General features: G+C 42.4%; 20 protein-coding genes and 3 tRNA genes. 13 read left to right on the forward strand and 10 right to left on the reverse strand.

Translation table 11 applies throughout. The annotated features are described in order from the left end of the window. Positions 1-9 precede the first annotated feature (9 nt). The 4 genes from VIG27_RS08085 (at position 10) to VIG27_RS08100 (ending at position 3,116) form a co-directional block, all read left to right on the forward strand. Entirely contained in the window at positions 10-1,659 is a 1,650-nt protein-coding gene (locus tag VIG27_RS08085; protein WP_394527061.1) for a DUF1538 domain-containing protein, read from the forward strand. Further along, a complete protein-coding gene (locus VIG27_RS08090) occupies positions 1,652-1,954 on the forward strand; it encodes a hypothetical protein (RefSeq protein WP_394527063.1) in 303 nt (100 codons plus the stop codon). The genes VIG27_RS08085 and VIG27_RS08090 overlap by 8 nt, the downstream gene beginning before the upstream one ends. 30 nt (positions 1,955-1,984) lie before the next feature. Next, positions 1,985-2,341, forward strand: coding sequence for a P-II family nitrogen regulator (locus tag VIG27_RS08095; protein WP_394527066.1), 357 nt, complete (start codon positions 1,985-1,987; stop codon positions 2,339-2,341). 208 nt (positions 2,342-2,549) lie between these two features. Then, on the forward strand, positions 2,550-3,116 hold the full coding sequence (locus VIG27_RS08100) for a hypothetical protein (RefSeq protein ID WP_394527068.1): 567 nt from the start codon (positions 2,550-2,552) through the stop codon (positions 3,114-3,116). Positions 3,117-3,239: 123 nt separating this feature from the next. Here VIG27_RS08100 and VIG27_RS08105 read toward each other — a convergent pair whose 3' ends face one another. The 4 genes from VIG27_RS08105 to VIG27_RS08120 all read right to left on the reverse strand — a co-directional run bounded on the left by VIG27_RS08105 (position 3,240) and on the right by VIG27_RS08120 (position 5,777). Next, positions 3,240-4,106: a hypothetical protein gene (locus VIG27_RS08105; protein WP_394527070.1), complete on the reverse strand. Its 867-nt coding sequence runs from the start codon at positions 4,104-4,106 to the stop codon at positions 3,240-3,242. An 18-nt stretch (positions 4,107-4,124) separates the two neighbouring features. Then, positions 4,125-4,832 (reverse strand): ABC transporter ATP-binding protein, encoded by a 708-nt coding sequence (locus VIG27_RS08110; protein WP_394527073.1) that lies wholly within the window; start codon positions 4,830-4,832, stop codon positions 4,125-4,127. Further along, positions 4,829-5,203: a GntR family transcriptional regulator gene (locus VIG27_RS08115; RefSeq protein ID WP_394527075.1), complete on the reverse strand. Its 375-nt coding sequence runs from the start codon at positions 5,201-5,203 to the stop codon at positions 4,829-4,831. Before VIG27_RS08115 ends, VIG27_RS08110 begins: the two co-directional genes overlap by 4 nt. A 501-nt stretch (positions 5,204-5,704) precedes the next feature. Beyond that, positions 5,705-5,777, reverse strand: a tRNA-Thr gene (locus VIG27_RS08120). 177 nt (positions 5,778-5,954) lie between these two features. Between VIG27_RS08120 and VIG27_RS08125 the strand changes: the two genes are divergently transcribed. Both VIG27_RS08125 and VIG27_RS08130 read left to right on the forward strand, forming a co-directional pair. Beyond that, complete coding sequence (locus VIG27_RS08125) at positions 5,955-8,120, forward strand: EAL domain-containing protein (RefSeq protein WP_394527078.1); 2,166 nt, start codon at positions 5,955-5,957, stop codon at positions 8,118-8,120. After that, entirely contained in the window at positions 8,117-8,392 is a 276-nt protein-coding gene (locus VIG27_RS08130; RefSeq protein ID WP_394527082.1) for an acylphosphatase, read from the forward strand. Before VIG27_RS08125 ends, VIG27_RS08130 begins: the two co-directional genes overlap by 4 nt. Before the next feature lie 340 nt (positions 8,393-8,732). Here the strand turns inward: VIG27_RS08130 and VIG27_RS08135 are convergent, their stop codons facing one another. Together VIG27_RS08135 and VIG27_RS08140 are read right to left on the reverse strand one after the other, a co-directional pair. Then, positions 8,733-9,479 carry an SDR family NAD(P)-dependent oxidoreductase gene (locus VIG27_RS08135; protein WP_394527084.1) on the reverse strand — a complete coding sequence of 249 codons (747 nt, stop codon included), beginning with the start codon at positions 9,477-9,479 and terminating at the stop codon, positions 8,733-8,735. Between the two features lie 644 nt (positions 9,480-10,123). Then, positions 10,124-10,194 (reverse strand) — tRNA-Gly (locus VIG27_RS08140). Positions 10,195-10,348: 154 nt separating this feature from the next. Between VIG27_RS08140 and VIG27_RS08145 the strand changes: the two genes are divergently transcribed. The 7 genes from VIG27_RS08145 (at position 10,349) to VIG27_RS08175 (ending at position 20,799) form a co-directional block, all read left to right on the forward strand. Next, a complete protein-coding gene (locus VIG27_RS08145; RefSeq protein ID WP_394527088.1) occupies positions 10,349-12,268 on the forward strand; it encodes a DNA gyrase/topoisomerase IV subunit B in 1,920 nt (639 codons plus the stop codon). A gap of 11 nt (positions 12,269-12,279) precedes the next feature. After that, a complete protein-coding gene (locus VIG27_RS08150) occupies positions 12,280-14,514 on the forward strand; it encodes a DNA gyrase/topoisomerase IV subunit A (RefSeq protein WP_394527090.1) in 2,235 nt (744 codons plus the stop codon). 160 nt (positions 14,515-14,674) lie between these two features. Further along, entirely contained in the window at positions 14,675-15,763 is a 1,089-nt protein-coding gene (gene asd / locus VIG27_RS08155; RefSeq protein WP_394527092.1) for an aspartate-semialdehyde dehydrogenase, read from the forward strand. 65 nt (positions 15,764-15,828) lie between these two features. Further along, positions 15,829-16,890 (forward strand): aldose epimerase family protein, encoded by a 1,062-nt coding sequence (locus VIG27_RS08160; RefSeq protein WP_394527094.1) that lies wholly within the window; start codon positions 15,829-15,831, stop codon positions 16,888-16,890. Between the two features lie 80 nt (positions 16,891-16,970). Further along, positions 16,971-17,855: a DMT family transporter gene (locus VIG27_RS08165; protein ID WP_394527096.1), complete on the forward strand. Its 885-nt coding sequence runs from the start codon at positions 16,971-16,973 to the stop codon at positions 17,853-17,855. A gap of 196 nt (positions 17,856-18,051) precedes the next feature. Continuing rightward, positions 18,052-20,103 carry a DNA topoisomerase gene (locus tag VIG27_RS08170; protein WP_394527099.1) on the forward strand — a complete coding sequence of 684 codons (2,052 nt, stop codon included), beginning with the start codon at positions 18,052-18,054 and terminating at the stop codon, positions 20,101-20,103. Between the two features lie 12 nt (positions 20,104-20,115). Beyond that, entirely contained in the window at positions 20,116-20,799 is a 684-nt protein-coding gene (locus VIG27_RS08175; protein ID WP_394527101.1) for a UDP-N-acetylglucosamine pyrophosphorylase, read from the forward strand. A gap of 77 nt (positions 20,800-20,876) precedes the next feature. On the opposite strand, the gene upp is transcribed toward VIG27_RS08175, so the two are convergent. The 4 genes from upp to VIG27_RS08195 all read right to left on the reverse strand — a co-directional run bounded on the left by upp (position 20,877) and on the right by VIG27_RS08195 (position 23,995). Further along, positions 20,877-21,506: a uracil phosphoribosyltransferase gene (gene upp / locus VIG27_RS08180; RefSeq protein WP_394527456.1), complete on the reverse strand. Its 630-nt coding sequence runs from the start codon at positions 21,504-21,506 to the stop codon at positions 20,877-20,879. Positions 21,507-21,522: 16 nt separating this feature from the next. Continuing rightward, positions 21,523-22,863: a uracil-xanthine permease family protein gene (locus VIG27_RS08185; protein ID WP_394527103.1), complete on the reverse strand. Its 1,341-nt coding sequence runs from the start codon at positions 22,861-22,863 to the stop codon at positions 21,523-21,525. Between the two features lie 71 nt (positions 22,864-22,934). Continuing rightward, entirely contained in the window at positions 22,935-23,723 is a 789-nt protein-coding gene (locus VIG27_RS08190) for a hypothetical protein (RefSeq protein ID WP_394527105.1), read from the reverse strand. A 189-nt stretch (positions 23,724-23,912) separates the two neighbouring features. Continuing rightward, positions 23,913-23,995 (reverse strand) — tRNA-Leu (locus tag VIG27_RS08195). Positions 23,996-24,125 lie beyond the last annotated feature (130 nt).

Consider the following 24,125-nt stretch of genomic DNA (forward strand, 5'->3'; position numbering starts at 1 on the left):
AATTAAAATATGAAAACATTACGTACTTTAAAAGAGGTTTTTTTATCTTCACTTCCGCTTGTATTTATCATAATTTTTGTTTGTGTCTTTTTGGCACCGATGGAAAAGTCAACAGACTATTTTAAATTGTTTGTAGGCTATGCAAGTGTTGTATTTGGTCAGGCTTTTTTTCTGGTCGGCCTGGATTCCAGTATCCTGCCCATAGGAAAACTTGTAGGAAGCTCCCTGATAAAATTTAATAAAAGCGTATTTATTATCTTGTTCGGAATACTGTTTGGGATACTTGCTACAGTTGCAGAGCCTGCACTTGCAGTGTTGGCCCGTCAGACCCATATGACGATGAATGAGGTCAATGAAACTGTATTTGTCTGGATATTAAGCACTGGGGTAGGTGTATTTGTTGGATTTGCTTTATACCGTGTCATTAAGGATATGAATATCAAGTTTGTTTTTGGGATTCTTTATGCCTTAACATTCTTAATTGTAATGTTTGTTCCGGAGGAGTTTGTAGCGCTTGCTTTTGATGGAAGCGGAGCGACTACCGGTGATATCTCAGTGCCTTTCATTCTTGCATTGGGAATGGGTATATCCGCAACCATGTCAAGGCGTAAGACAAATGATGATATGTTTGGTATTATAGGAATTGCTTCGGTAGGTCCTATCATTGCTGTATTTATCTATGGAATCATCCTGAAGATTATCTATGGGGGAAGCATACCTCCTGCCGGAGTCTATGACCCGGGTGGCTCGGAGCATTTCGTGAACATTGTTCTATCGAATATTACAGGTGTTGCCCTGGCGTTAATTCCGATCATTGCCGTATTTATACCTTTCCAATTTTTCATCATCAAACTGCCGAGAAAGCAGTTTATAAAGACTATGCTTGGTTCGGTAACGGTGTATCTGGGATTGCTTATTTTTTTATCCGGAATTGATTATGGATTTGCATTTGCAGGAAAGTATATCGGGGAGGTGTTTTTAAGCACTGCCCGACCCGTGTGGTTTAAGTGGCTTCTTCTTCCTCTGGGGTTTGTTTTGGGAGCAGCTATAACCTTGTCAGAGCCGGCTGTAACCGTATTAGGAGAGCAGCTGGAGGAGATAACCAATGGTCATATTCAAAAGATGACCATCCGAATCACTCTGGCTATTGGAATCGGTTTTGCATCTCTTTTTGCAATGCTGAAAATTTTGACGCAGATTAACATTCTCTGGTTTTTAGCACCCCTATATGCCTTATCCCTGATTATGATGATCAAAACATCTTCTCTGTTTGTTGGTCTGGCATTTGATTCAGGAGGAGTAACCGGCGGTGCGCTGACCTCCGCTTTTTTAACGCCTCTTACCCTTGGTGCCGCTCAGGCAGTAGCCCTGACAGCCGGAAGCAAAGCCCAATCGGTGCTTACCAATGGGTTTGGTATCATTGCCTTTATTTCGGTGACTCCGTTGATCGCAGTTCAGGCCCTGGGATTGCTCTATGACCGGAAGCTGAGAAAAGCCCGGGAATTAAATGAAAAATACGAAGAAGAAAAATATGAAGAGTTATCCTTCTATGCAGCACAAATGGCTGAGGAAGACGGCGATTCTCTGGAAGAGATGTCTGAAGAAACAGGAAATAAATTGGAACAGAATATTGACTTAGAGGAGGGTGCCAATGGATAGGATAGAATATTTGTTTATTATTACTGGCAGGAAGCAAAAGGAAGCGTTATTAAAACGCATGTGCAGCATTGATAACAGAATCGTCAACACGATCTACGGAAAGGGAACCGTAAATTCCAATTATCTGTTGGATATGCTGGGTTTGGTTCCTGAAGAAAATAAGGTTATTATGACTTCTGTATTACCAAAAGAGAAAACAGAAGTCATCTTTGAAGTGCTGTTAAATGAATTTGACTTTGGAAAGCCAAACACTGGAATCGCCTTTACGATGCCGATATCAGGAATGTCATTTTAATTATTTATATTTAGGAGGAAAACGAATCAAATGGAATGTTCCGACCAAATCAAGGCCCTTTTTATAGTGGTGAATGCCGGATATACAGATACAATCATGGATATTGTAAGGGCAGAGGGGGCAGGCGGTGCTACGGTAATAAACGCACGAGGAGAGGGTGTCAATCACGAATCCTTTATGGGTATAACGATTGATTCTGAAAAAGAAATTATTCTGACTCTTGTAGACTCAGGCACAGCAAAAAGAATCATGAGTCAAATCAAAGAAAAAGCGGGATGGAAATCCCCTCTTCATGGGGTATGTTTTGTAATGCCTGTTAATAAGGCCATTGGTATTAACACGGCCATCAAGGATTACGAAGAAGGCAAAGATACAGAGACTAAATAAGAATAGGTGAATAATTATAAATACAGGCGTCTTAAAACAATGGGAATGTTGTTTAGAGACGCCTTTTCTTGGTTTTCCTCATAATTTTCATAGTCTCTTGACAATAGTGGCTGCATTCTATATAATAGCCTTATTACAGGTGACAAGACAGTTGACATTACATTGGGTTTACTAGATGCTGTCTTAATGATTCAAGAGGGGAGATCAAATGAACAATAAAAATCCAATACAAAAAATGACGATTGCAGCAGCACTGTCGGCAATCGGCATACTGATACCGATGTTTGCACCCAAATTTATTCTGGAACCGGCTTCGTATACGCTGGCGAGTCATGTCCCCATTTTTATCGCTATGTTTTTATCGCCATATATTGCAATATCGGTGGCTCTTATATCGGCTCTGGGATTTTTATTGGCAGGCATATTTCCCATTGCGGTGGTACTCAGAGCCTTATCCCATATTGTGTTTGTTGTCATTGGTTCTTTTATGCTTAAAAAGAATCCCAAAATACTGAGTACGGGAAAGGGAACTGTGATGTTCAGTTTTTTGATGGCCATCATACATGCTGTCAGCGAGGTGACAGTCGTTACCCTGTTCTATTGGGGCAATCATATGTCCAGTGTATATTACGACAAGGGATATTTGTTTTCTGTTCTTCTTTTAGTAGGAGTGGGAACGGTTATTCACAGCATGATTGATTTTTCCATTGCATATGCAATATGGAAGCCCATTCAAAAAGTAGTTCATTTTCCGGTAAGTGTCAGCCGGAGATAAGCAAAGAAATGATGAAGCTGGAAATAAAAAACAAAGACATCTTTAGACAAACGGAATTGTTTAAAGATGTCTTTTTATCTCAATTTAAAGTTCCATTTACGTTCGTTCAAAGGACTGTCTGCGTTACTCCAGATTAAGGTGTTTAGACAGAATACGCTCTGTACCAAAGAAGAATACTGCCAGTTCAATGAAACTGTAGACAATTGATCCCAGAAAGGTCACATTCATGATAAACATAATTGCCTGTGAATTTGACATTGACTCAGTCATATTGCTGAATGAGTCGATACTAATACCGAACAGAATCATCATAAGTCCGCTTAAAAAGCTAAGAAGCATAGAGGTCACAATAAAAGCAACGACAGACATCATAATCCGGTGTTTGTTAGCCAGATGGCCGAGAGCCATAGAAAAGTATAAATGGTAAAGCTGTGAAAGGCCGCTGACAATTGCTAAAACAAGCAGTTCCAATGCCAGAAGAGGCCAGAAGGGAATTTCTGATAATCCACGGTTGACAGCCGCCCATAACTGGGGCGAAGTGATGGCATTGATAAATTCTCCTGGTCCTGCGGCGCCGAGTATTAATAACATAATGGAAATTGCGGCAGTCACACCGCTGGCCAGTGACATTACAAATGCGGTAATGCCTTTTGCGGTAATAAGCATCCATGGTTTTACCGGCAGAGTGAACATCAGATATCCTTCGTCAGAAAGAAGTCCTTTATAAAACCGCTGAATAATTACGATCAGGGTCAGTACGCTAAGTGCAACCATTACGCCGAAATAAGCAAAGAGGGAGACTGTCTCGACCAACTGCAGCAGATTCTTACCAAAGCTGAAGTTATTGAGAAACGTATCATAGTAATCGTTGGTCAGAGAACCTACTCCCACGAACATGTTGATAATGGATACGGCAATGACGGCCAGATAAATCGGACCCAGTGTCCGTACAATGGATTTAAATTCATATTTACAAAGTTTGCGAAACATATTATTTTCCCCCTTTTGTTAGCTGCTGTACGAAAAGATTTCTCGAAAGAGCTGATCTACGGATTTGCCTTCCTGCTCGCGTATGTTGTCTACGGTATCGTGGCGCACAACTTTGCCGTTCTGCAGGAAAATAGCTTCGTCCAACACCCGTTCAATATCGGAAATAAGATGTGTAGACAGCATAACAGTGCCATTTTCATTGTAATTGGTCAGGATCGTATTAAGGATGAAATCCCTGGCTGCCGGGTCCACACCGCCAATTGGTTCATCAAGCAGATAAAGCTGTGCTTTGCGGCTCATAATTAAAGCCAGCTGGACCTTTTCCTTGGTTCCTTTCGACATTGTTTTAAGCCGTTCGTTCTGTCTGATGCTTAAAGCGGAGAACATCTCAAGGGCCTTTTGCCGGTCGAAATCTGAATAAAAGTCAGCAAAAAAATCCGTTAGGTCAGAAGCCTTCATCCAATCTGCAAAATACATACGATCGGGGAGATAAGAAATAATGGCTTTCGTCTCTACCCCCGGTGAATGGCCATCAATCTGTAAGGTACCTGAGGTCGGGTGTAAGAGTCCGCAGAGAAGTTTGATAAAGGTAGTCTTACCGGAGCCATTGGGACCAAGGAGACCGACAATGCGGCCTCTGCCAACGCTTAAATCCATGTGGTCAAGTGCCGGCTTTGCTCCAAAGGTCTTGGTCAGACCCTGCACGTTAATTAGTTCCTGATTCATACTGTTACCTCCTTATTGTCCCAAGCCGCAAGCAGCTCGCGTGTTTGTTCATCTGTGTAGCCAAGTGCATGCATGGAAGCGAAAAATTCGCTCATGCGCTTGCAAGCTAAATCTTTACGAACACTTTGTATCAAGGACAGATCCTCTGTAACGATCCTGCCTGCGGTACGGCGCGTTTCAACCAGGCCTCTGTTCTCCAATTCGGCAAGTGCACGCTGCATGGTATTGGGGTTGACACCCGCTTCGCCGGCAAGTGTGCGAACTGCCGGTATCGCTGCGCCGGACGAATAAATACCGGACACAATAAGCATGGTGAGTTGGTCCACAAGCTGTATCCAGATTGGCCGGTCTTCAGTCAGTTTCCAGTTCATATTGCAGCCTCCTTTTATATTGTTGTATTAGTGATTTAATACAATAATACAGTCTCTTATGCTAAATGTCAATAGAAAATAAAAAATGAGGGGCGGGACAACCAGCAGTAACTAAAGGTTGACCGTCAATTGCATTTGTCATATTCTTGTAGTTTGAATATCATACTTTATGTACAGATGATGATGATTCCTAATTTATAAATATTACAAAATGAACTGGGATAATGGTGAGAAATACGGATTTGATGAATATTCCACCACAGGAGCCAGATATATCAGGCTTTTATAATGGAATTGCAAAGCGGTAAAGAAATGCGAAAAAATAATAATTCATGATACAATTGCTATGTATATGGAGGAAAAAGCCCTTATGACAAGAAATGATTTTGCAATTTTGTTCTGGTATGTTCATAAAAGATGGAGATGGAACTTGCAGCACTAGTACTTGTAAAGTAAAGTTGCTATAACAAAAAAAACCTCGCATACACGAGGTTTTTTATAAGCTCCCGGGGGGACTCGAACCCCCGACCCACGCATTACGAATGCGTTGCGCTACCAACTGCGCTACGGAAGCAATCCGGTTTTTTGGCACGACAGCCAAACCTTTGATATTATAACAACTAATTTATGAAAAATCAACCCTTTTAGAAAAAAAACTTAAATTATGTAGAGATTGCCAAATCTTCCATAAAAAGATATAATGAAACTAAACGATCTTAAAAAGGTATTATTTCTGAGGAGTATGGGTTTTATGCAAATGATGGAAGACGCGAAGATTAAAAAAAGAGATATGCTTATTCCGGTACTTCTCTGCCTGTTATTTATTACCAACTGTTTTGCATTTCTGATATACATGACACAGAAAAATGAACGGGAGAAAGTGACTTATTTTTATAGTGCGGCCCAACAGAATCAGTTGACGTTAAAAAGTCGAATGGAAGATGATTTGCGGATTCTGAAGGAACTTGCAAAGAGTTTCAGCACTGGGAACCTTCAGGATAAAGATTATATTAGAAGTGTTATTAATAAGATAAACAAGGAAAACCAGGGGCTGGAGATCGTTTATAGTGATAAGACTGACCAGAAAGTTCCGGATGACGTTGATACCTATTATAAAGTTGATGTTACAGATGAAGAGGACAAGTCCGTTGGTATGCTTTATGTAAAGAATTCCGGTGAAATCCTTCGTAATATAACTGATACCATGATACTGGCAGGAGAAGGCATTTTTGCCATTTTAGACCGGCAGGGAAAAGTGATTGCTGGTTCCAATAAGGCATTTTATGAAGTATCACGAGAAAACAGGGAACGAAGCCTGGTACTGGATGCAATAAAAAAGAATAAAAAGATTTTTTTTAATATGAAGTCCCGGGGCAGAAAAAGGCAGACCGTGGTCATGATACCATTGGGATTAAATGACTGGTATGTGCTTAATGTTTTTCCGGAGCCAAATCTTCATAGCAGATATATGGAAATGGCTGTAGGGATCGGGATCATGATTTTGTTGTCCTCCGGTCTGTTTCTTTCTTTTTTCCACCGGCAGGTGAAGATCATTAACAGGAACCAGGAAGCACTTCTGGAGCTGGCGTATCGGGATAGCCTTACCGGAAGCAGGAATTTCTTATCATTCAAACGTGAGATGGAACGTTTGCTGCAAACGGAGGAGATTACCACTTATGCGGTCTGGTATTGCGATATTAAAAAGTTCAAGTTTATCAACGATATTTTAGGATATGAGGAAGGGGACCGGGTGCTGAAATCCCTGTCCAGGCTATTTCGTGATTACGGAGGGTCCAATACCCTGTTCTGCCGGATAGCGGGAGACAATTTTGCTGGTCTTTATAAGTATCAGTCAAGAGAAGAGATGGAAGAATGGTTTTATAAACTGGTTGATCTGTTTCAAAACCGGTATTTGCCGCTGAATCAAAAGATACCCATGGAATTATGCATTGGTGTCCATTGTCTTGAAGAAGAGGATTGGAATTTATCCGTGGACCAGATCGTTGACAAAGCCAACATTGCCCAGATGGATGTAAAGAACCGCCCGGGCAATCAATTTGGGTTTTATAACAAAGAGATTCGTAACCGGGTATTGCTTGAATCTGAACTGGAATCAGAAATAGACTGTGCATTGCGAAACCGGGAATTTAAAATATTCCTTCAGCCTAAAATATCCATTCAGGATGGCAACAGAATTGTTGGCGGAGAGGTCCTGGTCAGATGGGAAAACCCAAGGAAAGGGACCATACCGCCAGGACAGTTCGTCCCTTTGATGGAGCGTGATGGCAAGATCATTTTGCTGGACCGGTATATGTTTGAGATGGCATGCCAATGGCTTCAGAACTATTTGAAATCAGGCGGGAAGCCGATCAATCTTGCGATCAATGTTTCAAAAATCGGTATGCTGAGGGAAGATTTTGTAGACTTTTATGCAAAAATCAAAGAAAAATACCAGATCCCCGATGGACTTTTGGAACTGGAATTTACGGAAACGGTTCTGTTAAACGATGATGTAATGTTTAACAGCCTGGTGACCAGTCTTAAAAGCAAAGGATTTATATGTGCCCTTGATGATTTTGGCTCCGGATATTCTTCTTTAAACCTGTTAAAGAACTTAAAAATTGATGTGTTGAAGCTGGATATTATGTTTTTTAGAAAAAGCAGGGATATTACCAGAGACCGAATCGTCATTTCCAATGTAATAAATATGGCAAAAGAGCTACAGATCAAGACCATTGCGGAAGGGGTTGAATACGTGGAAACGGTGGACTTTTTAAAGGCATCCGGCTGTGATATGATTCAGGGATATGTATTTGCAAGACCAATGTCCGCAGAGATGTTTGAGAAAACTCTGTCACGAAAGGATGGGGACCAACTGACCCCTGTCGATATAGGGGAAGAGGGGGTGGAAATATGAATTTGGAAAACGTTCGGAAACACATATTTGTCATCGGCCGGGTACAGGGTGTGGGATTCCGGTTTCGGGTCCAATGCCTTGCTTCGGGATATAAACTCACCGGTTGGGTAAGAAATTTAGACGATGGCCGGGTGGAGATGGAATTACAGGGATCAGAGGATCGGATGAGACAGTTGTTTGATGAATTGAATAACGACCGCTTTATTAGGATAAAAGAAATACAGGCAGAGATAATTCCGGTAGTAGAAGAGAAGGGGTTTCGGGTAAGATAAATGCAATCGTTTTAAAGACGGCACTGTTGTCAATGCCGTCCTACCCTCTCTATATCCACGGTCCTTCTTGGTTTCATTCATTCAAAGATTTAACGCTGCTATCATCTCTGCCGGAAGATTCAGCCATGACCGGTTCGTTCGGGCCAGAGTGCGAATTTTTATAAAATTTAGTTATCAAAATTGCAGCTACAGTGTAACGATACCTGAAGCCTTTATGATCCGAAACCTGTCTGCAAGCGAGTCGTAATTAACTTCCGTTATTTTTATATCGGAGTAGTCAACGAATCTAAAAAATGTATTCAGCAAAGTATTTCAATACGCTGTCTTGAGAAATTATATATTATGGCATGATTACTCCGCCATTTGGTGAAATAACCTGTCCAGTAAGATAAGGAGCATTAATAATATATTCCATACAACCAGAGATATCAGAGATATCACCAATATGGCCCATAGGAATTGTACTGGCAAGTGCTTTTAGTTCATCCTGATTTACGCCACGAAGCATGTCAGTCATAATCATACCTGGGGCAATGGCATTTACTCTGACTTTTCGAGAAGCAAATTCTAATGCAAGTGCTCGGGTTAGTCCAATAACACCTGCTTTTGCAGCACAATAGTCCCCTTGATTCGCAACTCCCATTAGCCCGCCAATAGAAGAGGTATTGATAATGCTAGAACCCTCTTCAAGATCAACCATATAAGGAAGGGCCAAATGACACATGTGCAAGAAACTCATAAGATTGGTATTGATGACATTTGTATAAGCTTCTTCTGTGATATCAAGAAAATTGCAGTTATTTGTGATACCAGCATTGTTAATAAGTACATTTATTTTATTTCCAAACTTGTCAATGGCTGCATTTACAAGCCTCTCGCAATCAGAATACTTGGAAACGTCGGCTCTTACGACAATTGATTCCACCCCATAATCCCTTGCCAATTTTTCCGATAAGTCGTCACTTAGTTTTTTACTTCGTTCACTTCGATAATTAATAACAACATTAAATCCCATTTCCCCAAGTTTAAGAGTCATTGCCTCCCCAATTCCTCTTGACCCACCAGTGATAATCGCTACTTTACTCATAATGAAATTCCTCCTTTAATTAAGATTTTATAACTCTGGTATCATGCTATCATTTCGTAAATGCTATGTCAATAATATATAGAATGCTGTGAAAACAAAGTGATAAAGATAGAAAATTAAATAAGAATGGATATAAGCTGACATATAAAAGGGAACGGCTTTAAAACCTTTGACTCATTTGCCATTGTGACATGATTGCCATTTGATGAGCGTTTGAAACCCTTACGTGCCGGAAGTTTAAGCGGCTAGCTTGCTGGAGTGGGAAGGAATGAATCACTTAAATGTTTGCAGATCCAGTTTTGATTGATATCATCAAAGAGGCAAGAAAAAGCCATATGCGTCCTATTCGTTACGATATTAAGAATTGACTATAACCTTTTTGCACTATTCTTTTAAAAATTGAATAATACAGCATAAGTAGAAATAGTAGGAGACGGTATGTCAATATAAAATGGTTCTTCTGAAAAAGAAAATAATGTAATGCTGGGCCTTATATAACTCTCTAAATCGTGTTGCATGGCATGTTGCATTAGCATACAAAAAACAGTAAAATTAGCCAATACGTTGTAAAAACGTGCGATAGCAAAAATACAAAAACCCTAGTGTTTACAAGGAATTCTCGTAAATGCCAGGGTTCTTCAGACAGCAGATAACGGGAATCGAACCCGCCTCCTCAGCTTGGGAAGCTGATATTCTACCAATGAACTATATCTGCTTAATCATATAAATTACGTGTTTCATTATAACATAGTTCATCCGGAAATTTCAATAGTTATTTATAAAAAATGGAAAAAGTTACTAGTAACTTGCCAAAAATGGAAAAATCATTGTATAATGGAAGTTGACTATACAAGATGTGGAGGAGTATCATGGCGAAAACGCAGTATAATGCGGAGAGTATTACCGTATTGGAAGGCCTTGAGGCTGTACGAAAACGTCCTGGAATGTACATAGGCAGTGTAGGGACAAAGGGATTAAATCATTTAATTTACGAAATAGTAGATAATGCGGTGGACGAGCATCTTGCTGGATACTGTAATCAGATATGGGTGACGCTTGAGGCCGATGGTTCCTGTACCGTAAAGGATTCAGGCCGTGGAATACCGGTAGAGATGCATAAAAAAGGCGTTTCGGCAGAGCGTGTGGTTTTATCGACGCTTCACGCAGGTGGTAAATTTGACAACGATGCCTACAAGACCAGCGGCGGACTTCACGGAGTTGGTTCCTCTGTTGTAAATGCGCTGTCTGCCCACATGAAAATCAAAGTACATAAGAACGGTCTGATTCATTATGACGCATATGAGCGGGGCATACCAACGGTGGAACTGGTGGATGGCCTGCTTCCTACGTTGGGAAAGACGAAAGAGACCGGTACGGAAATAAATTTTCTTCCCGATGTGGAGATATTTGAGAAAATACGTTTTAAAGCGGAATGGCTTAAAAGCCGTCTTCATGAAACGGCATATTTAAATCCGGAGCTGCAGATCACCTATGTAAATAAAAGGCAGGGAGAGCAGGAGACCGTGGTTTATCATGAACCGGACGGAATTGTTGCTTATGTCAGAGAGTTAAACATTGGGAAAGAAGCGGTTCACGATCCGATTTATTTTAAAGGGACAGTGGATAAGGTGGAGGTTGAAGCGGCGCTCCAGTTTGTGGATACCTTTGAGGAGAATATTCTGGGATTTTGCAATAATATATTCACTCAGGAAGGCGGGACCCATCTGGCCGGCTTTAAGACCCGCTTCACTCAAATGATCAACAGCTACGCAAGAGAGCTTGGAATCTTAAAGGAAAAGGACAGTAATTTTACCGGTGCAGATACGAGAAATGGTCTGACAGCGGTTGTGGCAGTTAAGCATCCTGACCCTATTTTTGAAGGTCAGACGAAAACCAAACTGGCAAGTGCGGATGCAACAAAAGCTGTATTTACTGTGGCAGGAGAGGAACTTCAGCGGTATTTTGACCGGAATCTGGAAGTTTTAAAAGCCGTAATCAACTGTGCGGAAAAATCAGCAAAGATCCGGAAAGCCGAAGAAAAAGCAAAGACCAATATGCTGTCTAAATCCAAGTTTTCCTTTGACAGCAACGGGAAGCTGGCCAACTGTGAAAGCCGGGATCCAGAAAAATGTGAGATCTTTATCGTAGAGGGAGATTCTGCGGGAGGTTCGGCAAAAACCGCCCGTAACAGGCAGTTTCAGGCCATTTTACCCATTCGGGGCAAGATTTTAAATGTAGAAAAGGCGTCTATGGATAAAGTATTGGCAAATGCGGAGATCAAGACCATGATCAATACGTTTGGCTGCGGATTTTCCGAAGGATACGGCAATGATTTTGATATTACGAAACTGCGCTATAACAAAATCATATTGATGACGGATGCCGATGTGGATGGAAGTCATATTGACACCTTGCTTCTGACCTTTTTATACCGGTTTATGCCGGAGCTGATATACGATGGACATGTATATATTGCCATGCCGCCGCTGTTTAAGGTCATCCCAAAGCGGGGGGAGGAACAGTATCTTTACGATGAAAAAGAACTGGAACGTTACCGCCGCACCCATAAGGGAGATTTCACGTTACAGCGGTACAAAGGTCTGGGTGAAATGGATGCGGAGCAGCTATGGGAAACAACTCTTGACCCGGAGCGGCGCGTGCTTAAACTGGTGGAGATCGAGGATGCGAGAATGGCTTCCGAGATCACAGAGATGCTTATGGGAAGTGATGTACTGCCCAGGCGGCAGTTTATCTATGAGCATGCGGATGAAGCTGAGATTGATGCATAAGGAGAGGGAGTATGGCAGAGAGAATCATTAGAACAGAGTATTCCGAGGAAATGCAAAAGAGCTACATGAATTATTCCATGAGTGTTATTACAGCCAGAGCAATCCCGGATGCGAGAGACGGATTAAAGCCGGTGCAGCGGCGTGTATTATACGATATGAGTGAGCTTCATTTAAACCACGATAAGCCTCACAGGAAGTCGGCGCGTATCGTGGGTGATACCATGGGTAAATACCACCCCCACGGTGACAGCTCCATTTATGAAACCTTGGTAGTCATGTCCCAGATTTTTAAAAAAGGCATGCCTCTGGTTAATGGTCACGGAAACTTCGGTTCCATTGAAGGTGACGGTGCGGCTGCCATGCGTTATACGGAAGCGAGACTGGAAAAATTTGCGGAAGAAGTCTATTTAAAAGACTTAGACAAGACGGTGGACTTTATTCCAAACTATGATGAGACGGAAAAAGAGCCGGAGGTTCTTCCGGTCAGAGTTCCCAATCTTTTGATTAACGGAGCGGAAGGAATCGCAGTCGGTATGAGCACCAGTATTCCTTCTCATAACTTGGGGGAAGTCATTGATGCGGTCATGGCTTACATTGACAATCCTGACATTACCATTGCGGAACTGATGGAATATTTGCCCGGCCCGGATTTCCCCACCGGAGGGATTATCGCAAATAAAAGCGATTTACCTTCCATATACGAAACAGGCATGGGGAAAATCAAGCTTCGTGGAAAAATCGAGGTAGAGCTTGGAAAGAGGAAGTCTGATAAGGATAAACTGGTGGTTACAGAGATTCCTTATACCATGATCGGAGCCGGAATCAACAAATTTTTGGTGGATGTTGCAAACCTGGTGGAAAGCAAAAAGCTTTCTGATGTGGTAGATATTTCCAACCAGTCCAACAAAGACGGGATCAGGATCGTGCTGGAACTGCGCAAGGATGCGGATGTGGAAAAGATCCGCAACATCCTTTATAAGAAAACAAAGCTGGAAGACACCTACGGAGTCAATATGCTTGCCATCGCAAACGGGCGTCCGGAGACTTTGAATTTAAAAGGAATCCTTAAAAATTACCTGGATTTTCAATATAAAAATGCAACCAGAAAATATCAGGCCCTGTTAGATAAAGAACTGGAAAAGAAGGAAATCAAGGAAGGTCTGATCAAAGCCTGTGATATCATTGATTTGATCATTGCCGTTTTAAGGGGTTCCAAGAATTTAAAGGATGCAAAAAACTGCCTGATGACCGGAGATGTTACAAATATCAAGTTTCGGGTCAGCGGGTTTGAAGAGGAAGCAAAAAAGCTGAACTTTACGGAAAAACAGGCAAGTGCGATTCTGGAAATGAGGCTTTATAAGCTGATTGGATTAGAAATCCTCCAGCTGCAGAAGGAATTCAAGGAGACTCTGGAAAAAATCGCTTTATACGAAAAAATACTTTCCAGCAGAAAAAATATGGATGATGTGATCAAAGAGGATCTGGAATACATAAAGAAAGAATATGCCACGCCCAGAAGAACTTTGATTGAAGACGGTAAGGAAGCCGTTTATGATGAATCTGCGGTAAGCGTCTCAGAAGTGACTTTTGTCATGGACCGGTTTGGATACTGTAAAGTTCTGGACAAGAATACCTATGAGAGGAACAAAGAAACCATTGAAACGGAGAACTTATATGTGGTAAACTGTTTCAATACGGATAAGATCTGCATTTTTACCGATACAGGAAACCTGCATCAGGTAAAAGTACTTGATATACCAGGGGGAAAACTCCGGGACAAAGGAACTCCTGTCGATAATTTAAGCAAGTTTGATGGGACAAAAGAAAAAATCATTTACTTAGGCCATGCAGAAGGATTGAAGGGCCGTAAATTCCTGTTTGCAACAAAGCAGGCATTGGTTAAGCTGGTGCCGGGGGAAGAATTTGAAACCAACAACCGGACAGTGGCCGCCACCAAGCTTCAGGAGGGAGATTCCATTATCAGTATACAGCTTTTAGAAGAACAAACGGATGTTGTGCTTCAGACGTCGGCAGGGGTTTTCCTGCGGTTCCATGTAGAAGAGATTTCTGAAATGAAGAAGAATGCAAGGGGCGTGCGCGGAATGAAATTATCCCAGGGCGAAGAACTGGAAGCGGTTTACTTATTAGGAGATGAGCCTGTGATCCGGTATAAGGAAAAAGAGGTCCATTTGAATCGGCTGAAGGTTGGAAAACGGGATGGAAAAGGCAGTAAGGTTCGCCTTTAGTACGTTACCACAAAATACATTCCAGAGAAATGTCTTTGCAGGACGTACAAATGTATTTTTATGGCGAATAAATATTGATTTTTTCCTCACTTTGTTATAGGATAGTTAAGAATTCAGCGTATGATAGTATTACAGAATAAGAAGAAGTGAGGAGAAAGCGATGGAAAAGAAATTGCAAGTTGGCATCTTGGGAGCAACCGGTATGGTAGGTCAGAGGTTCATTTCTCTGCTGGAACATCATCCCTGGTTTGAGGTAGTAACAGTAGCAGCAAGTCCTCGCTCTGCCGGAAAATCATATGAAGAAGCGGTTGGAAGCCGCTGGAAAATGACAACACCTATGCCGGAGTCGGTTAAAAACTTAACGGTGATGAATGTAAATGAAGTGGAAAAAGTGGCTGCAGGTGTTGATTTTGTTTTCAGTGCGGTGGACATGACAAAAGAGGAAATTAAGGCGATTGAAGAAGCATATGCAAAAGCGGAGATCCCTGTTGTCTCGAATAACAGTGCACATAGATGGACCCCGGATGTACCTATGGTGGTTCCGGAGATTAATCCGGAGCATTTTGAGGTGATCAAGGATCAGAGGAAGCGCCTTGGCACAAAACGGGGATTTATTGCCGTAAAGCCAAACTGTTCCATTCAGAGCTATGCACCGGTGCTTACGGCATGGAGAGAATTTGAACCCTACGAAGTGGTGGCCACTACTTATCAGGCAATTTCCGGAGCAGGAAAGACCTTTAAGGACTGGCCGGAGATGGAAGGAAATGTGATTCCATATATCGGAGGGGAAGAAGAAAAAAGTGAGCAGGAGCCATTGCGTCTCTGGGGGTCCGTTGAGAATGGCAGGATCGTAAAGGCAAGTGAGCCTGTCATTACCTGCCAGTGTATCAGGATTCCCGTTTTAAACGGTCATACTGCGGCTGTATTTGTTAAATTCCGCAAAAAGCCGACCAAAGAGGAGCTGATCCAGCGGATCCGCAGCTTTAAAGGAATTCCCCAGGAGTTAGATCTTCCAAGTGCACCAAAGCAGTTCATTCAGTATATGGAGGAAGACAACCGTCCTCAGATAGCGTTTGATGTGGATTATGAAAATGGAATGGGTATTTCCGTAGGACGTTTGCGGAAAGATACGGTTTATGATTATAAATTTGTGGGAATGTCCCATAATACGGTAAGGGGAGCGGCAGGCGGTGCGGTTCTCTGTGCCGAACTTTTAACGGCAAAGGGGTATATATCTGCCGAAAAATAAAAAGACCATAAGACTCCCTCTTCAATAGGGGGAGTTTTTAGGAAAAGGTATATGGAGGAGGCAATATGGCTTACAAAAAAGAGCTTTGGGGAAACATGCCTGATGGCAGTGAAGTGTATTTGTATACACTGGAAAACGAAAATGGAGTTTCCGCTTCATTTACAGATTTAGGAGCCGTCTGGGTCACTATGGAGGTGCCGGATAAGACTGGGCAAAAGACAGACGTGGTCCTGGGCTATGACAGTGTGTCCGGGTATCTGGACAATCCGCCTCATTTTGGTGCGCCCATCGGACGGAATGCGAACCGCATAGCCAATGCAAGATTTTCAATTAACGGCAGGGAATATACCCTGGAAGCCAATGATGGCGTCAATAATCTTCACAGCGGTCCTGATCTTTACCACAGACGTTTATGGGATGCCCAAATCGAAGAAACCGAACAGGGGACCAGCCTTCATTTTTCCCTTTTCTCTCCGGATGGAGATCAGGGATTTCCTGGTAATGCGGACATCACCGTCACATATACCCTGACGCCGGATGACAGTCTTATGCTTTCTTACCACATGATTTGCGACCAGGATACGGTGGCCAACTTCACGAATCACAGTTATTTCAATCTGGATGGACATGATGGCGGATATGCAATGAAACAGCGGGTATGGATTGACGGGGATACATATACAAGAGCAGATGAAGGCTCCATTCCCACCGGAGAGTTTACTCCTGTTAAAGGAACGCCTATGGATTTTACCGTTATGAAGACCATTGAGCAGGATTTAAGTGAGGACTATGAGGCATTGCTGCTTGGCAAAGGCTATGATCATAACTGGGTACTCAACCACCCGGATGGGGAGATTTCCTTATGTGCGGCGGCCGAATCGGATAAGACAGGCATTCGCATGGAGGTGTATACGGATCTGCCGGGAATGCAGTTTTATACTGCGAATTTCTTGAAGGAAGGCATGAGAGGAAAGAAAAATGCAGTTTATGGGAAACGCTGCTGTTACTGTTTTGAGACTCAGTATTATCCCAATGCAGTGAATATTCCTGAATTTCCTTCTCCGGTTTTAAAAGCGGGAGAAGAATATAATACGGTAACTATTTATAAATTTTCCGTTACAGAATAAATGAAACAGGGATGAAAAAAACAGGGACGCAGCCATATTGCGCCCCTGAACTTATGTGAAAGGAATCAGTTCGTGTACATATGAAAATACAAGAGGGAAACGGAATCAAGGCACTGTCTGTCATAGGACTGATTGTGACGACAATTATTTGGGGCAGCGCTTTTGTGGTGATGAAAAATTCGGTAGATGTGATTTCTCCTACCTATCTGCTGGCATTGCGTTTTACCATTGCTTCCATCGCTTTGGTGGCTATATTCTGGAAACGGGTTCGATCGGTCAGGAAGACGGATCTTATGTGCGGCGGACTTTTGGGCGTGTTTCTGTTCGTGAGCTATCTGCTGCAGACCTATGGCCTAAAATACACCACGGCCAGTAAAAATGCTTTTATCACAACCTTATATGTCATTCTGGTGCCCTTTTTGCACTGGTTTTTCAACGGAAAGAAACCATCGGGAAATAATTTGGCAGCAGCAGTCATTGCCGTTGCCGGCCTTGCCCTTATCTCCCTGGAAGGGGATCTGACTGTTAATATAGGCGATTTGCTGACATTGTTATGCGGCCTTTTCTTTGCGTTCCATATCGTGTTTATTGGACGGTATACAAAGAATCACGATCCCATAGTATTAACGGTGGTTCAGATGGTTGTGGCAGCGGCATTGAGCTGGATGCTGGCTCCGCTGCTGGAAGGAAGTCTGGATTTTAGAGTCATTGACGGCTCCATGGTTACTGGCTTGCTGTATCTGGGTATTTTCAGCACCATGCTCTGTTTTTTGCTGCAGAATGTAGGACAGAAGCATTTAAGCCCCAATACGTCTTCGATTATATTGTCATTCGAGGCAGTCTATGGTCTGGTGTTTTCCGTCCTGTTTCTTGGAGAGACAGTTACGGCAAGACTGATGGCAGGCTGTGTTCTCATGTTTGCGTCCATAATTCTATCCGAATACAGAAAGAAGAGTACCGGCTGATTCTGTGAAATAAAGAATATTATTCTTGTTTTTTACCACTCCTTCTCGTAAAATTGTTTCCTGATGTATCATTGATAATCTATTTTTACAATGCTATAATAAGCTAAAACCATGTTTAAGCAGGTAAATATTTGCTATTCATAAGTTTTAATGGTATAATAGTCGGGTTACTATTATGAAAGCAGTGGGGAGATATATGTCGAAATCGTTATACATTGCAGAAAAACCTAGTGTAGCTCAGGAATTTGCCAATGCTTTGAAAGTGAAAGGAAGACGCAGTGACGGATACATTGAATCGGACCAGGCGATTATAACCTGGTGCGTGGGTCATCTGGTAACTATGAGCTATCCCGAAAGCTACGATCCCAAATTTAAACGATGGAGTTTATCCACCCTTCCGTTTCTTCCCAAAGAATTTAAGTATGAGGTAATACCTGGTGTTGAAAAGCAATTTAAAATTGTAAGCAGTCTGCTGAACCGGCCGGATGTGGATGTCATATATGTCTGCACTGACTCCGGACGGGAAGGAGAATACATATACCGTCTGGTCGCCCAGATGGCAGGAGTGAAGGACAAGCATCAAAAACGTGTATGGATCGACTCCCAGACGGAAGAGGAGATATTAAGAGGAATCCGGGAAGCAAAGGATGAATCCGAATATGACAATCTTTCCGCATCTGCCTATTTACGGGCAAAAGAGGATTATCTTATGGGAATTAATTTTTCCCGATTGCTTACACTAAGATATGGACAGCACATTTCCAATTATTTAAGGACGGGAAAAAATACGGTCATATCCGTAGGGCGGGTCATGACCTGCGTTTTGGGTATGGTGGTCCGCAGAGAGCGGGAGGTACGAGATTTTGTAAAAACTCCTTTCTACCGGGTGATAGGCACATTTATAAAGGATGAGATGGATTTTGAGGGCGAATGGAGAAGTGCGCCCGGCTCTAAGTATTTTGAATCCCCATTTCTTTATAAAGAAAATGGCTTTAAAGAGAGAAAATATGCCGAAGAATTGATCGGGTCCCTGTCAGCTATGGAACCTATGGAAGGAACGGTTGTTTCCATAGAAAAGAAAAAGGAAACGAAAAACCCGCCTCTTCTTTACAATCTGGCAGAGTTACAAAATGATTGCTCCAAGATGTTTAAGATCAGCCCCGATGAAACTCTTAAAGTGGTGCAGGAGCTTTACGAAAAGAAGATGGTCACTTATCCGCGAACCGATGCCAGAGTATTATCTACAGCAGTTGCAAAGGATATCCATAAAAACATCAGCGGATTAAAAGGATTTGAACCGTTATCGGCAGCAGCGGCAGAGGTTTTGGAGAACGGCTCTTACCGTACCATTGAAAAGACCAGATATGTCAATGACAAGCAGATCACGGATCACTATGCCATCATACCCACCGGTCAGGGGCTTGGAGCCGCAAGAGGACTGTCTTCCCTGTCGGCAAAAATTTATGAAGTGATCACAAGAAGGTTTTTAAGCATTTTTTATCCTCCGGCTGTTTATCAGAAATATTCCCTGGAGCTGGCTGCGGAGAAAGAACATTTTTATTCCAGTTTCCGTGTGATGCTGGAGGTCGGCTATTTAAAAATTGCAGACGTCTCCGGTGTTAAGAAAAAAGCTCAGGAAGAAAAGAACAACGCTTCTTCTGAAAGTAATCCGGATGATAATAATGGGGAAGCTCCCCAGAAAAATATGGATAATCCAGCCTTTATAGCCATGCTTGCAACTCTGAAAAAGGGAATGCAGATTCCCATAAAAGGACTTGCAATCAAAGAAGGAGAGACTTCACCTCCCAAACGGTATACGTCCGGTTCCATAATTTTGGCCATGGAAAATGCAGGTCAGCTGATTGAGGATGAGGAATTACGTGCTCAGATTAAAGGAAGCGGGATTGGAACCAGTGCAACCAGGGCTGAGATATTAAAAAAGCTGTTTCATATCAAATACCTTTCACTAAACACTAAAACTCAGGTGATTATTCCCACCTTGCTTGGAGAGATGATTTATGATGTGGTCAATGCCTCCATTAAACAGCTGTTAAACCCGGAGCTTACGGCAAGCTGGGAAAAAGGACTGACTTATGTATCCGAAGGGTCCATTACCGAAGAAGAGTATATGCAGAAATTGGCGAATTTTGTTGCCGGACGCACCGCAGGAGTGTTAAGGCTCAATAATCACTACGATCTTCGTAGCGTATTTGATGCCGCGGCAGCTAATTATAAAAAACAAAAATAGGAGATTATTAACATGAAAAAAGAAGATATGACAAACCAAGATTTATTTGATACGAACCATACGATTGCAAAATTATTATTTGAACAGAACACCTATCCATGGGAGATCCTTCCGAAAATCAGCGAGTTCATTGTTTCCCTGGGACAGCGTCTTCCAAAAGATGAATACGTTCATGTGGGAAAGGCCGTATGGATTCACAAATCAATAAATCTTCCGCCCACAGCATGTATGGGTGAGAATGTAATCATCTGTAAAGGTGCTCAGATCCGCCATTGTGCATTTGTCAGAGGCAATGCAATCATTGGAGAAGGGGCTGTCGTAGGAAACTCTTCTGAAATCAAGAATTCCATCCTTTTTGACGGTGTTCAGGTTCCTCATTTTAATTATGTCGGAGATTCTATTTTAGGATACAAGTCTCATATGGGTGCTTCCTCCATCGCTTCCAACGTAAAAACAGACAAGTCTTTGGTTAAGGTGCATGCAGAAGACGGTGACATCGAAACCGGACTTAAAAAGTTTGGCGCTATCATCGGAGATTTTGCAGAGATCGGCTGCGGTGCGATCTTAAATCCGGGAACCGTTATCGGACCAAAATCCAATATCTATCCTCTCTCTTGCGTGAGAGTCTGTGTTGATGCAAACTCCATCTACAAGAACCAGGGGGAAGTTGTTGAAAAAGCAGTAACAGAGGAATAAGCATCATTCATATCCTTGAATGTATGAAAAGAGCCGCTTCATGATGAAGCAGCTCTTTTTTGATAATTGCCATTGATTTATTTTGTTCCGAAAATACGGTCTCCGGCGTCTCCCAGACCAGGACAGATATAGGCATTTTCATTTAACTCACGGTCTAAATGTCCAACATAGATTTGGATGTCAGGGTGGGCTTCATGAAGTCTCTTTAAGCCTTCCGGAGCAGCAATGATTGCCATAAATTTGATATTCTTGCCGCCATACTGCTTGATGAAATCAACCGCTGCCACAGCAGAACCACCGGTTGCTAACATAGGATCGGTGACAACGATAGTTCTCTGCTCAATAGGGCTTGGCAGCTTGCAGTAGTATTCATGAGGTTCATGAGTTACTTCATCCCGGTACAAGCCAATGTGTCCCACCTTTGCGGAAGGAACCAGAGCCAGAATACCATTTACCATACCCAATCCTGCACGGAGGATCGGTACGACTGCCATCTTCTTGCCGGCGATCATCGGTGTCATACAGGTCTCAATCGGAGTTTCCACTTCAACATCCTGTAATGGAAGATCTCTTAATGCTTCAAAGCCCATCAGCATGGCAATCTCTTCGATCAAAGCCCGGAATTCGTTGGTTCCCGTCTTCTTATCTCTTAAGATAGAAATTTTATGCTGAATCAGCGGGTGGGTAAAAACGGTTACATTGTCCATTGAAAAATCCATAGTGTTATTTGTCCTTTCTTGAATCTCTTGTTGTATCAGGAACCTCCGGCAGAATCAGGTTCATTAAGACCCCGACTACGACTGCAATGAAAAGGCCTGAAATGTTTAATGTAATTGATCCGATCACGACGTTAAGACCGCCGAGCTGTCCGAATCCCAGTCCAAACACCAGAATCAGTCCAACGATGGATAAATTTCTGCTGTGCGTAAAATCTAAATTGGATTCAGCCAGAGAACGGATACCAACAGCTGCGATCATTCCGAAGAGCATGATTTCAACTCCGCCCTTTACAGGACCAGGAATGGTCTGAAGGATTGCCCCCATCTTTCCGAATAAGCCGAGGATAATTGCAAATACAGCGGTAATCCGTAACAGCTTTGGATTATAGTTTTTGGTGGTTGCAAGCACTCCTGTGTTTTCCGCATAAGTCGTATTGGCGGGACCACCTGTAAAACCGGCAAAAAGTGTCGCAATGCCGTCACCCATGAGCGTACGGTGAAGGCCTGGGTCCTTTAAAAAGTCTTTGCCTACAACCGTTCCATTGGTGGTAATGTCACCGATGTGTTCCATAAATGTTACACATGCAATAGGAGCAATGGAAAGAATGGCTCCAAGGCTAAACTTGGGAATGGTCATAAAACCTACTCCGTTAGAATCCTTTGTCACATATGGAATGTTAATCCAGGAAGCGGAGGTAATTGCCGAATAATCCATGTGGAAGATACCAGCAGCTCCTAAAATTACGCACAACAAATAGCCTGCTGCAATTCCGATGAGAATAGGAACAAGCTTAAAGAAACCGCGGGCGAAAATGGAGCAGAGAATCACGATGAGTAAGGTAAAGAGGGCAATTCCCAGATTTAACGCAATGGCCGGAGTCAGTCCGTCAGCAAGGCTTAAATTGCCGGTGGCATCATTAATTGCGGTGCTTGCCAGGTTAATGCCAATCACTACGATGACCGGACCAGTCACTACCGGAGGAAATATCCTCTTAATCTTGTCCGAACCTACGATAAATACGATCAGTGCGAAAAGAAGATAGACCAGACCGGCAAAAATAATTCCACCCTGTGCTAAAGGTACGTTTTCTGGAATCACGGTTCCTTCCGGGCGTGTGATTGAAGTAACCGCAGCCAGAAATGCGAAGGAAGAACCGAGAAACACAGGAACCTTAAATTTAGTACAGCAGTGGAATATTAAAGTACCAACGCCTGCAGAAAAAAGTGCCAGCGATGGGTTGAGACCTGTCAGTAAAGGAACCAGTACGGTTGCACCGAACATGGCGAACAAATGCTGAATACTGAGCAGATAATCTCGGGTTGTGAGTTTTGCATTTTGACTCATTTTTTGACTCCATTTCTATTTATTTTCCGTCCTATTCTATCAGAGAAAGAAGTAAATGGCAACTATTTTTACTATTTTGTCACAGGAGTATATGAAACCAGTGCATAATCTCCCAAAGCGTGAGGGACGGGAATGGAGAAAATGATGGCTCCCTTTTCCTCATAACTAAAGGAATCGGGGAATGCGGGAGTTCCGTCAGGCTGACTAAGCTTAAGCGGAAAATCAGCTTCCTGGAAGATTTTGGTATATGAGTCAAGATCTGTCTGTGTCCGCATTTCCAAAAGTGCTTCGGTGAGTTCGGCAGAAGCATTGTAAAATTTCACCTGATCGGAAAGAACATATTCAGCCAGAGTTTCGGGATTTGCGTAATCGGTAAGACCCAGATCCTTTCCCTGGGTTAAATCAACGGTATTTGTATAGAACATATTCAGAGGATGGGCAGCTCCTTCGGAATAATAGGTCCCGGTATATACTGCCGTAATCCGTTTGGAATCAGCCGAAACGATTCGGGCTTCTATAATAAGCGTATCTTTTAACGGATCTACGGAATTTGCCTGTAATACTTTAAGGGCATTATTTTTTAGGAGAGTATTGATCTCTTCTTCCTTTTTTTCATCATTTAAATGTGAGAGAACCGGGTACTGTATGGAAATATTTTTATCTTTGTGGGTTTTTATGGAAGCTGTGATACCGGACTGGGAAGTGGTTTTTTCGGAATAATCCCTGATTACGATGGTGCTTGCCTGGCTTTGAGTGGATACAGCATCAGCGGAACCAGCTTTTATATAATTTTTCTGGCCGCAGCTGCTTAAAACAAGTGCACAGCCCAGGGGAAAAAGGAGAAACCATTTACGTTCCATAATTACGTTACCGCCTTTCCGGATAAGTATTTATAATCAGTATACCATATTTTGTGAAATTATGATAAAGAAATGGGGATTTAACACGTTTGTATTTTAATTCCTGAGAATAAGTAACATATAAAAAAGGTGGTATAAAGTCAAAACATTTCGCAAAATGTCTTGATTCTATACCACCTTTCCACACAATGCCGATGGCCGGATTCGAACCGGCACGGAGGTTATCCGCTGCATTTTGAGTGCAGTGCGTCTGCCAGTTCCGCCACATCGGCTCTCGTCTGCAACGATGATTATTCTATCACAGGATTTTCCATTTGGCAAGTGTTTTTTTGAGATTATTAAATTGAAAATAGGTTAAATATATTGTATGATAGATAAAAGAAATTGTTAAGGAGGTGTCTG

Source organism: Lacrimispora sinapis, from assembly GCF_043633585.1.
GTDB lineage: Bacteria > Bacillota > Clostridia > Lachnospirales > Lachnospiraceae > Lacrimispora > Lacrimispora sinapis.

Bases quoted from the DNA above. Each gene is read 5' to 3' on its own strand.
- VIG27_RS08165 (WP_394527096.1), top strand. From the start codon at position 16,971: ATGAAAATACAAGAGGGAAACGGAATCAAGGCACTGTCTGTCATAGGA.
- VIG27_RS08145 (WP_394527088.1), top strand. From the start codon at position 10,349: ATGGCGAAAACGCAGTATAATGCGGAGAGTATTACCGTATTGGAAGGC.
- VIG27_RS08100 (WP_394527068.1), top strand. From the start codon at position 2,550: ATGAACAATAAAAATCCAATACAAAAAATGACGATTGCAGCAGCACTG.
- VIG27_RS08110 (WP_394527073.1), bottom strand. From the start codon at position 4,832: ATGAATCAGGAACTAATTAACGTGCAGGGTCTGACCAAGACCTTTGGA.
- VIG27_RS08115 (WP_394527075.1), bottom strand. From the start codon at position 5,203: ATGAACTGGAAACTGACTGAAGACCGGCCAATCTGGATACAGCTTGTG.
- VIG27_RS08190 (WP_394527105.1), bottom strand. From the start codon at position 23,723: ATGGAACGTAAATGGTTTCTCCTTTTTCCCCTGGGCTGTGCACTTGTT.
- asd (WP_394527092.1), top strand. From the start codon at position 14,675: ATGGAAAAGAAATTGCAAGTTGGCATCTTGGGAGCAACCGGTATGGTA.
- VIG27_RS08090 (WP_394527063.1), top strand. From the start codon at position 1,652: ATGGATAGGATAGAATATTTGTTTATTATTACTGGCAGGAAGCAAAAG.
- VIG27_RS08175 (WP_394527101.1), top strand. From the start codon at position 20,116: ATGAAAAAAGAAGATATGACAAACCAAGATTTATTTGATACGAACCAT.
- VIG27_RS08150 (WP_394527090.1), top strand. From the start codon at position 12,280: ATGGCAGAGAGAATCATTAGAACAGAGTATTCCGAGGAAATGCAAAAG.
- VIG27_RS08170 (WP_394527099.1), top strand. From the start codon at position 18,052: ATGTCGAAATCGTTATACATTGCAGAAAAACCTAGTGTAGCTCAGGAA.
- upp (WP_394527456.1), bottom strand. From the start codon at position 21,506: ATGGACAATGTAACCGTTTTTACCCACCCGCTGATTCAGCATAAAATT.
- VIG27_RS08130 (WP_394527082.1), top strand. From the start codon at position 8,117: ATGAATTTGGAAAACGTTCGGAAACACATATTTGTCATCGGCCGGGTA.
- VIG27_RS08095 (WP_394527066.1), top strand. From the start codon at position 1,985: ATGGAATGTTCCGACCAAATCAAGGCCCTTTTTATAGTGGTGAATGCC.
- VIG27_RS08105 (WP_394527070.1), bottom strand. From the start codon at position 4,106: ATGTTTCGCAAACTTTGTAAATATGAATTTAAATCCATTGTACGGACA.
- VIG27_RS08185 (WP_394527103.1), bottom strand. From the start codon at position 22,863: ATGAGTCAAAATGCAAAACTCACAACCCGAGATTATCTGCTCAGTATT.
- VIG27_RS08160 (WP_394527094.1), top strand. From the start codon at position 15,829: ATGGCTTACAAAAAAGAGCTTTGGGGAAACATGCCTGATGGCAGTGAA.
- VIG27_RS08135 (WP_394527084.1), bottom strand. From the start codon at position 9,479: ATGAGTAAAGTAGCGATTATCACTGGTGGGTCAAGAGGAATTGGGGAG.
- VIG27_RS08125 (WP_394527078.1), top strand. From the start codon at position 5,955: ATGCAAATGATGGAAGACGCGAAGATTAAAAAAAGAGATATGCTTATT.
- VIG27_RS08085 (WP_394527061.1), top strand. From the start codon at position 10: ATGAAAACATTACGTACTTTAAAAGAGGTTTTTTTATCTTCACTTCCG.